The organism is Pedobacter sp. WC2423, from assembly GCF_040822065.1.
GTDB lineage: Bacteria > Bacteroidota > Bacteroidia > Sphingobacteriales > Sphingobacteriaceae > Pedobacter.
Genome location: NZ_CP162005.1, coordinates 1,831,542 through 1,844,781, shown reverse-complemented (window position 1 = coordinate 1,844,781; position 13,240 = coordinate 1,831,542). Strand labels below are relative to the sequence as shown.

13 protein-coding genes are annotated in these 13,240 nt (G+C 39.6%); 10 read left to right on the top strand and 3 right to left on the bottom strand.

Annotated elements, in window-relative coordinates:
• The first annotated feature begins 254 nt into the window (after positions 1 to 254).
• From AB3G38_RS07250 to AB3G38_RS07235, 4 genes are all read left to right on the top strand, one after another.
• Positions 255 to 602 carry a hypothetical protein gene (locus AB3G38_RS07250; protein ID WP_367867826.1) on the top strand — a complete coding sequence of 116 codons (348 nt, stop codon included), beginning with the start codon at positions 255 to 257 and terminating at the stop codon, positions 600 to 602.
• Between the two features lie 119 nt (positions 603 to 721).
• A complete protein-coding gene (locus tag AB3G38_RS07245; protein ID WP_367867825.1) occupies positions 722 to 1,303 on the top strand; it encodes a TetR/AcrR family transcriptional regulator in 582 nt (193 codons plus the stop codon).
• Positions 1,304 to 1,352: 49 nt separating this feature from the next.
• Complete coding sequence (locus AB3G38_RS07240) at positions 1,353 to 2,144, top strand: SDR family NAD(P)-dependent oxidoreductase (protein ID WP_367867824.1); 792 nt, start codon at positions 1,353 to 1,355, stop codon at positions 2,142 to 2,144.
• A 4-nt stretch (positions 2,145 to 2,148) separates the two neighbouring features.
• The gene (locus AB3G38_RS07235) at positions 2,149 to 2,238 is read left to right on the top strand and encodes a DinB family protein (protein ID WP_367868755.1); all 90 of its coding nucleotides are present in this window, start codon (positions 2,149 to 2,151) and stop codon (positions 2,236 to 2,238) included.
• Between the two features lie 27 nt (positions 2,239 to 2,265).
• Here AB3G38_RS07235 and AB3G38_RS07230 read toward each other — a convergent pair whose 3' ends face one another.
• On the bottom strand, positions 2,266 to 3,228 hold the full coding sequence (locus AB3G38_RS07230; RefSeq protein ID WP_367868754.1) for an MFS transporter: 963 nt from the start codon (positions 3,226 to 3,228) through the stop codon (positions 2,266 to 2,268).
• 41 nt (positions 3,229 to 3,269) lie between these two features.
• Here AB3G38_RS07230 and AB3G38_RS07225 point away from each other — a divergent pair, with 41 nt between their 5' ends.
• On the top strand, positions 3,270 to 3,545 hold the full coding sequence (locus AB3G38_RS07225; protein WP_367867823.1) for a winged helix-turn-helix transcriptional regulator: 276 nt from the start codon (positions 3,270 to 3,272) through the stop codon (positions 3,543 to 3,545).
• A gap of 1 nt (position 3,546) precedes the next feature.
• Here the strand turns inward: AB3G38_RS07225 and AB3G38_RS07220 are convergent, their stop codons facing one another.
• The gene (locus tag AB3G38_RS07220) at positions 3,547 to 4,002 is read right to left on the bottom strand and encodes a MarR family winged helix-turn-helix transcriptional regulator (protein ID WP_367867822.1); all 456 of its coding nucleotides are present in this window, start codon (positions 4,000 to 4,002) and stop codon (positions 3,547 to 3,549) included.
• A gap of 149 nt (positions 4,003 to 4,151) precedes the next feature.
• Between AB3G38_RS07220 and AB3G38_RS07215 the strand changes: the two genes are divergently transcribed.
• The 5 genes from AB3G38_RS07215 (at position 4,152) to AB3G38_RS07195 (ending at position 10,701) form a co-directional block, all read left to right on the top strand.
• Positions 4,152 to 5,201, top strand: a complete 1,050-nt coding sequence (locus tag AB3G38_RS07215; RefSeq protein WP_367867821.1) for an HlyD family secretion protein — start codon at positions 4,152 to 4,154, stop codon at positions 5,199 to 5,201.
• A gap of 2 nt (positions 5,202 to 5,203) precedes the next feature.
• A complete protein-coding gene (locus AB3G38_RS07210; RefSeq protein WP_367867820.1) occupies positions 5,204 to 6,784 on the top strand; it encodes a DHA2 family efflux MFS transporter permease subunit in 1,581 nt (526 codons plus the stop codon).
• A gap of 35 nt (positions 6,785 to 6,819) precedes the next feature.
• Positions 6,820 to 8,115 (top strand): TolC family protein, encoded by a 1,296-nt coding sequence (locus AB3G38_RS07205; protein ID WP_367867819.1) that lies wholly within the window; start codon positions 6,820 to 6,822, stop codon positions 8,113 to 8,115.
• Positions 8,116 to 8,358 (top strand): hypothetical protein, encoded by a 243-nt coding sequence (locus tag AB3G38_RS07200; protein WP_367867818.1) that lies wholly within the window; start codon positions 8,116 to 8,118, stop codon positions 8,356 to 8,358.
• A 144-nt stretch (positions 8,359 to 8,502) separates the two neighbouring features.
• Positions 8,503 to 10,701: a radical SAM protein gene (locus AB3G38_RS07195; RefSeq protein ID WP_367867817.1), complete on the top strand. Its 2,199-nt coding sequence runs from the start codon at positions 8,503 to 8,505 to the stop codon at positions 10,699 to 10,701.
• A gap of 20 nt (positions 10,702 to 10,721) precedes the next feature.
• Here the strand turns inward: AB3G38_RS07195 and AB3G38_RS07190 are convergent, their stop codons facing one another.
• Positions 10,722 to 13,088, bottom strand: coding sequence for an ABC transporter permease (locus AB3G38_RS07190; protein WP_367867816.1), 2,367 nt, complete (start codon positions 13,086 to 13,088; stop codon positions 10,722 to 10,724).
• Positions 13,089 to 13,240: the final 152 nt, after the last annotated feature.

Here is a 13,240-nt window from a genome sequence, read left to right as displayed (position 1 = left end):
AACGAAGAACGGTTCTTCCTCTATTTCTGGTCGGTGTTGAGAGGGGGTTGAAAGGGCCATTGGCCCTTTCAACCCCCTCTCAACACCGACCAGAATACGTCCCGGGATAGTCTGCGTTAATTTACTGGCAAAACATTTCAGAAAATAAAATATGGATTAAAAGATCCGGAATGCTCAGGGGAGATGACAGCTATAGAGTTATCCGGAAGAACATTATGGCTTTTATTGCTATTTTTGCGCGCAAAGAATAAATTATGGAAGCGAGCGAACTAAGAATTGGGAATTATACAATGGATCATGGTCATCCTGAACAAATACCCTATGGATCTGATATTGATTCTGCAGCTTTGATGGATCCAATTCTTTTAACCCAGGAGTGGATAGTTAAGTTTGGTTTTGAGCGTTTTGAATTTGAATACGAAGAAGGAAATGAAACCACCTATGTCATAGAGAAAAAGAATGGCCATCAATTTGTGCTTAATGAAAGTCTGCAGCCCATGGATGGCGAAATAGCTATGTTAGATTACAAGTTGCAATATGTTCACCAGCTTCAGAATCTTTATTTTGCATTGACTCATGAAGAACTAATGCTAAAGGAATAGCCTCAATTTCACCTTGCCTATCATGCCAAAAAGCAGAATTAAATAAGCCTGTTATTTAAAATAATTCTCTTAATTCACAAAAATAACTATTTTTGTATCGATTACTACAAAATATAGAAATGAAAGGGAGACCAGTTACTTTTGACAACGAAGAGGTGATTTTAAAAGCCCAGAAAGTTTTTTGGAAAAAAGGATATACAGCTACTTCTCTGGCTGATTTATTAACGACTACCGGAATGGGCAGCGGCAGCTTCTATAATACTTTTAAAGGAGGTAAAAAGGAGCTGTTTAAAAAAGCAATACAGCAACGAAGGGAGGCATTTATACAGTTCAAAGCTCAACTTGACAGTAGTGAATCGCCAATTGATTTGATTAAGGATTTCTTTAGAAGTATTGCTGCAGCTGATCAGCAGACACATCTGCAAGGCTGCCTGATTTCAAATACAGTAACAGAGATGACCTTTATTGATAGTGATCTTGAAAATCAGTCTATAGCAATTTTGAAAGACGTTGAAAAAATGTTTACAGCTGCCATTGAAAAGGGACAGCAGGAGGGCCGCATTAAAAATCAAACCAATCCGGTTATTTTGGGCAGATATCTGATCACCTGCTGGAATGGATTGAATGTGACCAGAAGAATGTATCCTGACTATCAAATTCTCCAAAAACAGATTGAAATGCAACTGGATATAATCAGTTAATTTTTTTTGTTCAATTATGTATCAATCATTACAAAAATAAGATAATATTATGGATTTACATTTAGATTCAAAAACAGCATTTATCAGCGGTTCTACGCAAGGTATCGGCTTTGCGATAGCCAGGCAGTTAGTAAAAGAAGGCGTAAGCGTTATCCTTAACGGGCGTACCCGGCAAAAAATAGACCTTGCTGTAAAAAGTCTGCAACAAGAGTATCCTGACGGTAATATTTCAGGAATTGCAGCCGATTTCTCTAATCAGGAGGAAGTCCAGGCATTAATAAATTCGCTGCCTCCAGTTGATATTCTGATCAACAATGTAGGCATTTTTGAACTCAAACCCTTTGACGCGATAACGGATGCTGACTGGATGAGAATTTTTGAAGTCAATGTAATGAGCGGAGTCCGGCTTTCCCGTGCTTTGTTACCAAAAATGCTGGAGAAGAATTGGGGCAGGGTGATTTTTATCAGTAGTGAATCTGGCATTAATATTCCTGACAACATGATTCATTATGGGATGACCAAAACGGCATTGGTCGCGATAAGTAACGGCCTGTCAAAATTAACTAAGGGTACTGAGATTACGGTGAATACTATATTAGGCGGACCTACTTATTCGGATGGAGTTGCAGCAGTTATACAGCAAATTGCTGATGCTCAAAACCAGGATGCGGAACAGCTCAAAGCCTATATTAGCAGCAGTACTAATCCAACTTCGCTCTTGCAGCGGTTTATTGATCCGCAAGAGCTGGCGAACCTTGCTGTTTATCTTTCCAGTCCTTTGTCAATTGCGACAAATGGTGCGAGCTTAAGGGCAGATGGTGGTGTCCTGACCGGAATTTAAGGTTATAGACAACGAAATCCATCATCGCGGACAAGGGTATGTATACTTGCGGAGCCTGGGCATTGAACCTCCTTTCTTTTGGGACAGACCCTGATATTCTTCCTGAATTCATCAGAGCCTCCTATTTTGTGAGGCTCTTTAACGCGAATACCAGTAGTGACAGGCCAAGCAGAACAACGCTTGTCCATGGTAACTGATGAATACCAGTTTTTAGGATGGCCAATCCACCAATCGTTGATCCGATTGTTACGGCCAGATTTCCACATGAAGTGAAAATACTATTAATGAATTCAGGTGCTTCTGAAGTTGAAGAAGTGATATTTACATTGCTGATCAGGAAACCACCAGCATGGATAAATCCCCAGAATATGATGACAAATACCATCAGGCTGTAATTTGCTCCCGCAAAATAAGTCAAGCTATGAATTCCTAACAATGATATGATAAAAAGCAGCGTGGTTCTTTCCTTGTTTTTGCTTAAAAGTTTGCCGGAAAAATAATTTCCTGCAACACCAGTTATACCAAATATCAACAACATTAACCCGATTGCTGAACCATTCATGTGAGTGACATTTTTCAAATAATCAGCCATATAACCATAAGTCGAAAACATTGCTGAAATTATCAGACAAGCTAATAAAAGATTGAACAGCAGCTTACGGTTCCCTAGTATTTTCCAATAAGAAGTTTTGATTTTCACGTTGGCAACAGGGATAAAAGGAAGAAAAATCCAGAGGGAAAAAAATGAAATGCTATTGATAATAGCAGACAAAACAAAAGAAGCCCTCCAACTAAACAGTTCTGCCATAAATGTTGTCATAGGTATTCCAAAAACTGTAGCTAAAGTTAATCCTCCAAATACAATGCTAACAGCTTTAGGTGACTCAGAGTGAGGTACAGCGCCTGCTGCAACGGCCAAACCAATAGACCAGAAAACAGGATGTAAAACTGCTGGCAAAGCACGGGCAAAGAGTAAAAATGAAAATGATGGCGCAATAGCAGAGAGTATATTGGAAATCGAAAACACTGCTAATACAAGCAATAAAGTTCTTTTTCTATCGGTATTCGAGAATGCTAATGTGATAAAAGGAGCAGAGATCGCTATAATCAGCGGGGACCTGGAAAATGCCTATCCTGTGGAGGCTTCAGGCTAACATTCTCAGATATGGAGAGCTGAAAAAAGATATTCCGCATATTACGCACAAAATGCTGACGAGCCAATTGCGGGAACTGGAAGAGAAACAACTTATTGAACGGACTGTTTATGCTGTTGTTCCACCCAAAGTTGAGTATAAGATTACTGCAAAAGGGTTAAAAGCAATCCCGGTAATTGAGCATATTATGAAGTACGGTTATGAACTCATCCAGGAAGCGGGTATTGAATATCCACCAAAGATTTAATTTATAACAATTTTTCCTGCTCTTCATGCCATTTGGAAATTTTGATCAGCGTATCTATAAATTCTTCGTATTTTTTTGCACCAATTAATTTTATATATTCTGCAGTCATGTTATTCGCCATCTGATAAATCGTATCATAGAGTTGCTTTCCTTTTGCCGTCAAAAAGATCATGATTGACCTGGCATCTGTTTCACTTTTACGGGTATAGGTGAGGTCTAGTCTTTCCAGTTCCTTTACTGTTTTACTTACTCCCTGTTTGGTTACCATGATCTTATTGACCAGGTTGTGATTGGAAATGCCCTCATGACCAATACTCATAAAATAGGGCATAAAGGTCATATTGAAATCAATGGGCATTAAGCTGGCTAAGTGGACAGCCGCCGCTTTATCCGTATGCCGCTTTAAAAAATAGACTTGTTTAAAAATTAGCCTTTCATTATCGTGTACATCTTCCATGGCTGCGAATTTAATATAAATATTACTGATTTAACTGATGGCTATAATGTCATCTTAATCTAATATTGACAAAATTGTCAATAAAATAAGTAAACTAAGTTGACTATATTAGTCAACTTAGTTTACTTTTGTTCCGTTAAATATATATTATGGAACCCGAAGAACAAACCCAATCCTCCGCTAAAAAAGTTGTAAAACTGTTATTTACTGGCCTTATCGCCATTTTTATCTGTTATTTCGCTTTTAACAAAATTACACATGCGCTCACTTATGAAAGTACTGACAACGCGCAGCTGGAATCAAATGCAGTTCCTGTCCTGAGCAGAGTTTCTGGTTATATCAATGATTTTAAATTATTAGATTATCAGCAAGTACGAAAAGGAGATACCCTGGTGGTGATCGATGATAGTGAGTATGTGCTTGCTGTAAAACAAGCTGAAGCAGATCTTTTGGCTGCAAAAGCAGACCTGAGCAGTGCGGAATCTCAAATTCCTGCAATTGGTTCCGATCAGGATGTTGCTTCTGCAGGAATCAGTGTCGAAGAAGTGACTTTGAAACAGGCGAAAAGGGATGTAGCCCGTGATGAAACCTTATTTAAAGAAGGATCAATCACCCAGAGACAGTATGAAAGAAGTCAATCTTCTTATCAGACCGCTGTCCGCATGCTGGCTTCCAGTAAAAGTAAACTCAAACAAGCTGGAACACAAAAAGGGAATGCCAATGCATTGATCCAGCGTGCAAAAGCAAACATCTCTGCGCGGGAAATAGCACTTGAAAAAGCGAAATTAAACTTAAGTTATACCAGGATTGTGGCCCCTGCCGATGGTAAGCTCGGCAAAACAAATCTTAAAAGCGGACAATATGTACAAGGTGGCCAGCAATTGTTTAACCTGGTGAGTAATGATAATTACTGGATAGTTGCCAATTTCAAAGAGACCCAGATTGAGCATATGAAAGCAGGGCAGCTGGTAGATATCGTTATAGACGGATACCCTGATCATAAAATTACAGGGACCATATCCGGCTTCAGTGATGCTACAGGTGCAAAATTCTCTTTGCTGCCACCTGATAATTCTACCGGAAACTTTGTTAAAGTTACACAGCGTGTACCAGTTACTATCCAGATCAATCAGGCGGAAGCGCTTAAAGGAATGCTGAAAGCCGGCCTTAGTGCAGCGATAGATGTAAAGGTTAAATAGCGATGGAAGGCGAAAGAAATAAGCTTATAAAAATAATCATTGTAATTACCTGTATTACAGCTGCTATCATGGAGCTGATTGATACTTCGATTGTCAATGTAGCGCTGACCAATATTAGCGGAACGCTCGGGGCAACACTTGAAGATGCCTCATGGGTAGTGACTGCTTATGCGATTGCAAACGTGATTGTTATCCCGTTAACAGGCTTTCTAAGTCGTTATTTTGGAAGAAAGAACTATTACCTCGCCTCAATTATCTTGTTTACGCTGGCTTCCTATATGTGCGGCAATTCATCTTCTTTATGGATGCTTGTATTGTGGCGGTTTGTACAGGGAATAGGAGGTGGTGCATTACTTTCTGTTTCGCAGGGAATTCTGTTCGACCAGTTTAAGCCAGAAGAAAAAGGCATTGCAGGTGGTATATTCGGAATGGGAATTGTTATCGGGCCAACCATCGGGCCTATTCTTGGCGGATATATCGTAGACAACTATCACTGGGCACTGATATTTGATATTAATATTCCCATCGGGATCATTGCTGCCCTGCTTACCTGGAAATTTGTAGACAAGAAAGCTGATGAATATAATATTGATAAGAAATCGATTCCGATTGATTACATCGGTATTCTATCTCTAACAATAGGTGTTGGTGCGCTTCAGTATATTCTGGAAAAGGGCCAGTCTGATGATTGGTTTGAGGATGAACATATCCGCTACCTGACTGCAGCTGCCGTATTAGGACTGGGACTGTTTATCTGGTGGGAACTGACGACTAAAAACCCGGCTATCAATTTAAGGGTCATGAAAAGCAGGAACCTGATTGGGAGTAACATATTGACCTTTGTATGTGGTTTCGGATTATTCGGCTCTGTATACCTGTTCCCGGTCATGGTGCAGAGAGTTATGGGGTATACCCCAACAGAATCGGGCTTGTCGATGATTCCGGGAGCGCTTGTCACCATATTTGCGATGCCTTTTATTGGCGCAGGTTTAGGTAAAGGAGTAAAGCCAATCTATTTTGTAGCACTGGGTTTTGCCCTGTTTATTTTACATGGATATACTTCTTCACAGGCTGCTCCGGATGCTGATAAATGGTGGTTTATCATTACACAGATTTGTCGTGGAGTAGGTACAGGATGTTTAACTGTACCCTTGTTAAGTCAGGCTGTGGTAGGGCTAAAACCTGAAGATATGCCTTATGGTATTTCGCTCAACAATATGTTCCGTCAGCTTGGAGGCGCATTTGGTATTGCAATTATGAATACTTACGCCACTAACCGTTTTGCAACACACCGGATGGATCTGGTTTCTAATTTACAGGGCAATAATCCGCTGTTAGGGGAGCGGCTGAATGGAATCACACAAGGTCTGATTGCTAAAGGAATGAATCCAGCATTAGCCAGACAAGCTGCCTATGGCGCATTAGACCATAGTTTATCCAATCAAGCACAGATGCAAGCCTATTTAGACGGCTTTCTGCTGATCGCCATTTTCTTTGTGTGCACGATCCCCTTTATGCTCCTGCTGAAAAATGAAACGATGGATGCAGAAACAAGAGCAAAAGTTGCAGCAGCGGCTCATTAATATTAACGCTGCGAATTGTTATTAATCAAAAAAACATGAAAAAGTTATTCTTTATTATATCTCTGATTGCACTGTCTCCAGTTTTGCATGCACAGGAAAATGCAGGAGATCTCAAAACATTGATCAATCAGTCATTTACTTATTTCCCCCAGTTTAAAGAACTCGGGCAAGCTATAGATGTCGAACAACAGCGCATAATGCTGGCTAAGTCTGCTGGTTTGCCTAATGTACAGGCCACGGGCAGCTACAGGTATACAAGCCCGGTATCTCAAATCAGTATTCCTGCTGGTGATCACGCACTCGATCTCCAGATTATGCCTAAAAACAATTACAATGCATCACTGGATGCAAGTTATACGCTTTGGGATTTTGGTGTGGTAAAAGCTGGTGTGGACCGTGCTAAAGCAGGGTTGGAATATGCAAAAGATAACCTGGAGTTTAATCAGAACCAGATGGCATTTCAGGTAGGTAATATTTACTACCAGATTGCTTATCTTAAAAATGCGATCTCTATACAGGATAGTGTAATCAATTTTCTGGAGGTCAATAAAAAAGATACCGAAATAAAGTTTAAAAATGGAGATGCCCTAAAATATGATGTACTTTCTATTCAGTCCAGCATTGATCAGGAGGGAAATCGTAAAATAGAACTTCAAAATAGCCTGAATAAGCAATATGCCTTGATGGAATATGCAACAGGAACAAGGATTAAGGAGAATTCCTCAGATTTTGTTTTCCCTGCAGCCAACAAATATGACCTGAATGAAGCAGTGGCGGAAGCTCAAAATAACCATCCGGAGTTCAGACTGATTAAAGACAGGATTCAACAAGCAGAGGCTGAACTTAAAGTTAGTCAGACTAATGGTAAGCCTTCACTGATCATGAGTGGAGGAACCGGTTACAAAAATGGCTTTACACCGGATCTTGATAAATTCAGGTATAACTATTCGGCTGGTGTAACGCTTAATATTCCAATTTATGAAGGTGGAAGAGCCAAAAAGCAGGTGAGGTTATCACAAAGTCAGCTTTTAGCTGCTAAGTATTCAGAAGGAACCTTGAATAATACTTATCGTAAAGATATTCAGCAGGCGATGATTGATATTTCGAGCAACACTTCCAGCCTGGTGAATTCAGCAAGACAGATTACAGAAGCTAAAGAAGCACAAAAACTGGCGTATAGCCGGTATAGAAATGGAATTGGGACTAATCTGGAGCTGACCAGTGCAAGTACCAATGTACAAAAAGCAGAATTAACCAATTTACAATACCAATATCAGTTATGTATTGCACAACTGACTATTGCAAAACTAACGGGTTTAAAATACTGGTAAATGAAAAACAGATCTCAATTTATACTCATTCTGTCAACGGTCATCAAGACTCCATTTGATTTGAACCTTATTCAATGTACAATCGCTAATTTCAACACTGTGATTGAATGGAGCCACGATCTGGATGACGCTGACAAAATTCTCCGTATAGTTTCTCATGAAGATATCAGCGAAAAACTGGTGCTGCATCTGGAAAAGGCAAAAGTGAACGCAGCAGTTATGGAGGTATTTGAAAAAGTATAATTGATAAGCTGGCAATAATTGCTTCAAACCCAGGGTTTCCTTTTAATGGGGGCCCTGGGTTTGGAGTAATTGATAATATTAAGTCTGGCAAAACCTAATACTAAAATAATTATAGATATTTTTGCAAGGAAATACAATTCCATTTTGAAAACAGATCTTTTCCTTGTTACGCCTCCCTTTACCCAACTGAATACCCCGTATCCTGCAACTGCCTATATCAAAGGTTTTTTAAACACTAAAAATATTTCTTCAACTCAGGCCGATCTGGGTATTGAAGTTATCCTGGCTTTATTTTCCAGAAAAGGCCTGGAAGATCTTTTCTTTCATGCTGAAAAGCTGACTGATCAGCCGAAAAGTTTAAATGCAAAGCGGATTCTTGCTTTAAAAAAGGAGTATATCAGAACTATTGATGCTGTCATTGCTTTTTTACAAGGCAAAAATCCAACGCTGGCTTTGCAAATTTGCCAGGAAGACTTCTTGCCTGAAGCATCAAGATTTATGGAATTGGAAGAACTGGACTGGGCATTTGGTTCAATGGGAACACAGGATAAAGGGAAACATTTAGCGACGCTGTATCTGGAGGATATTTCGGATTTTATCATTGAATGTATAGACCAGAATTTTGGTTTTAGCCGTTATGCCGAAAGATTAGGCAGGAGTGCGAATTCATTTGATGAGCTTTATGAAGCTTTAAATCAGAAATATACTTACATGGATAAATTGCTGATTGAAATTTTAGAGCAGAAAATTTCTGTTATCCAGCCTAAGTTATTCTTGATTTCTGTTCCTTTTCCGGGAAATTTGTATGCTGCATTCCGATGTGCACAATATGTAAAGCAGCATTATCCTGAGGTTAAAATATCGATGGGCGGTGGTTTTCCCAATACAGAATTACGTTCTGTTTCTGACAAGAGAGTATTTGAGTTTTTTGATTATATCTCCTTGGATGACGGCGAATTACCTATTGAATTAATCTATAATTCGATTGTAAAAGGCGGGCCCTTTAACCTGTATAAAAGGACTTTTCTATTGGAAGATGGGGAAGTTACTTATAAAAATGATGCTTTAAGAAGTGACTATAAGCAGTTTGATGTAGGCACGCCGGATTATAGTGATTTACAACTCGATCAATATATTTCAGTTATAGAAATTGTAAATCCAATGCACCGGATGTGGAGTGACGGCCGCTGGAACAAGCTGACCATGGCGCATGGATGTTATTGGGGGAAATGTACATTTTGTGATATTTCTTTAGATTATATTAAAGTCTATGAACCTGTTGCAGCTAAACTGATTGTAGACCGGATTGAAGAATTAAGTGAGAAAACGGGGCAGAATGGCTTTCATTTTGTAGATGAGGCTGCACCGCCGGCATTGATGCGGGAAGTTGCACTGGAAATTTTAAGAAGAGAAATCTCTGTCAGCTGGTGGACAAATATCCGGTTTGAGAAAAGCTTTACCAAAGACTTATGTATTTTACTCAAAGCATCTGGCTGTATCGCCGTTTCAGGTGGTTTGGAAGTAGCATCCGATAGGTTGTTAAAGCTTATTGATAAAGGAGTATCGGTTGAACAAGTGGCCCGGGTTACCCGGAACCTGACCGAAGCAGGGGTATTGGTGCATGCTTATCTGATGTATGGATATCCAACACAGACTATTCAGGAAACTGTAGATAGTCTGGAAATGGTCAGACAACTGTTTGAAGCAGGCGTTTTACAGTCAGGCTTCTGGCATCAGTTTGCAATGACCGCACACAGTCCTGTGGGTATGTTTCCGGAAAAATTTGGTGTGGTTAAAGAGACTGAAGTGATCGGGACCTTTGCCAATAATGATATCAATTATATCGATAAGACGGGAATAGATCATAATAAATTTAGTTTTGGTCTGAAAAAATCGCTGTTTAATTTCATGCATGGTATTTGCCTGGATTACAAACTACAAGACTGGTTTGATTTTAAGATTCCCAAAGTAATGATTCCTTCAGATTTTATTGAAAAAGCGTTAAAGGAGGAAAGTAAGTTTGACACTAAACCAACTGCTAAAGTGGTTTGGTTAGGAGGGAAGCCAGATACCAAATGCTTTTCAAAGAGTAAAAAGGGTAATTCTTTGGAAACTATGATTTTAACTTTTCACGATAAAAAGGAAACCTTTACTATTCAGACCAATAAAAATGAAGGAGAGTGGTTAACTTCAATGTTGCAAAAAATAGAAGTTTCCAATACGAAGATTTATACTTTTCAGGAAATTAAAACTGATTTTGAAACTACGATGGAATATTTTGAATTGTTCTGGTATTCAAAACCAATTTATACTTTAAGAGACTTTGGGTTATTGGTTTTATAACCCAAAGTCATGTTTTATTCTTACTTCAGCGCCTCGACAGGGTTAGCTTTTGCAGCTTTGTAGGCTTGAATACTAATGGTTAAAAATGCAATGATGGCGGTACCTGCTATGGATATCAATATAATTGAAAAGGACACGGTTGTCCTGAACTCAAAACCAGCGAGCCACCGGTTCATCAGCTCATAAGCCAGAGGGACACCAATACATGCAGCAACAAGTACCATTTTCAGAAACGAAACCGAGAGCAGGTTCATAATATTGCCAACTGAAGCGCCCAGTACACGACGTACGCCAAACTCTTTGGTACGTTGTTCTGCACTGTAAGTAACCAGGCCATAAAGCCCCATACAAGAGATGAGTATCGCTATGCCTCCAAACAGGTTGGCCAGAATACCCAGGATCTTTTCTGAGTGCATTTTTCTGGAATACAGTTCGTTGACGAATGAAATTTCTACCGGATATTCCGGATTTATATTTTTGGCAACTGCCGAAATCAGCTCCACGTTTTTGCTTAGGCTATTGGCTGGATTTAACTGCATATTAATGTTTCCACCCTCTTTTTTGCTGAAATTAATGACCATCTGGCGTCCCGCCTGATAAGGTGAATCCCAGCTGAAATCTTTAAAAACTCCGATTACCTTGAGTTGGGCTCCAAATAATTTCACGGTCATTCCTATAGGATTTTTAAGCTTCATTACCTTCACTGCTGTACTGCTTAACAAAATTGCTGCGGTGTCTGAAGCAAAATTTCTGGAGAAATCCCGGCCTGCCATCAACTCTACACCGCTTGTTTTTACAAAATCATAAGAGGTCTGAAGACGGTTGAAAACAATTTCTTTTCCTCTTTGTTCCATTCCCGGCCACTCCAGGCCATAAAACCAGTTGCCTACTCTGATCATACTCTGAGAAGATTGGTTTACGGCAGTAACTGCCCCGGTTTTCAGCACTTGTTCTTTAAATAATTCAAACTTACCATTCAGTTCACCATCCTGAGGCATTTCAGCCATTAAATTGATATGATATCCTACAGGCTTGTTCTTAATGAACTGCATTTGTTTATAGATCACCATGGTCGCAATGACCAGCATAATGGCGAAACAAAACTGTGTGACTACCAGCACCTGTCTGAGGTTGACCGGAATGAGTTTAGCCCTTGCAGTCTTCTTTTTTAAAGTTTGAACCGGATTAAAAGAAGAAAGGAATAGTGCCGGATAAGCTCCCGACAAAAGACCGGTCACTAATGCTACGGTCAGCATACCCAGCCAATAACCAGCATTGTTATAATGGATGGTAATATCGATTTCCAGCAGCTTATTGAACAGCGGTAAACTGACTTCAACAATAGCGGTAGCTATCAGCACCGCTACTGTAGTCAGTACCATAGCTTCGGTCAGGAATTGAGTAACCAAAGAGCCCCGTGTTGCACCAATGGTTTTCTTGATACCCACTTCCTTTGCCCTGCGCTCTGATTTAGCCGTGGCCATGTTCATAAAATTGATACAGGCGACAAGTAAAATACCAAAGGCCAGCGCGATAAAAAGATAGATGCGTTCTATAGCTCCGCCTACACTTTTGCCGTTCAGAAATTCACCATGTAAATGTCTGTCTGCTAAGGGAAACAGGAAATTCTCATTCTTTTGCGCTGTATAATTTTCATTGAAAAGCTTCTTTACTTTTGCATTAATCAGGTCAATATTGGCCGGATTGTTAACTTTGGCCATCGCCAGAAAGCTAAAATCTCCCCAGCCGGGATTTTTAACGTAACTGTTTATACTCTCGAAAAAAGACCAGGGCATCAGGTAATCAAACCGGATTGAAGTATTGGCAGGCAAATCTTTGATTACACCGGTAACTTTCAGCTCATTTGTGTTTTTATACCGCACTGTTTTATTTAATACGTCTGTTGTGCCGAATAAAAGTTTTGCCGTCTCTTCGGTCAATACAATAGCATTCGGTGTACTCAGCGCAGAATTGGGATTACCTGCTATAAATTCGTAATTAAAAACTTTCAGTATATCCGGATCAGCGAAGAGATCCATCCTTTTAAAAACTTTTTGCTGATTTGCGATAAGCGATCTGTCACCGCCACCAATCCTGGTAATCACATCTACCTCAGGTATTTTAGCCTTAATAGCCATTGCGATCCCATTTCCTGGTGACACACCCGTACTCGTAATCTTTCCGGTAGCATCCTGGAAGTTCGTCATGACCTGGTATATTTTGTCTGCGTCCTTAAAGTGGCGGTCGAAATTCCTCTCGTAATTGACATATAGCAGCAATAGCAGGCAGGCGGATAACCCAATTGCAAGACCAATTATATTAATCACAGAAGAAGTTTTGTTTCTCCAGAGATTACGCAAAGCGATTTTTAAGTTGAGTCTGAACATGTCAGCAATGATTTATCAATTAAAACAAATACAATTGATCTGCAATTTACTAAGTTTATGCCAAGAGTTGTTTTTAGTTTTAAGTCTCTGCTATACAGCTATTTAATTTTTAACCGTTAATAAATCTGTTCATTATCGGACGCTAAGCGTGC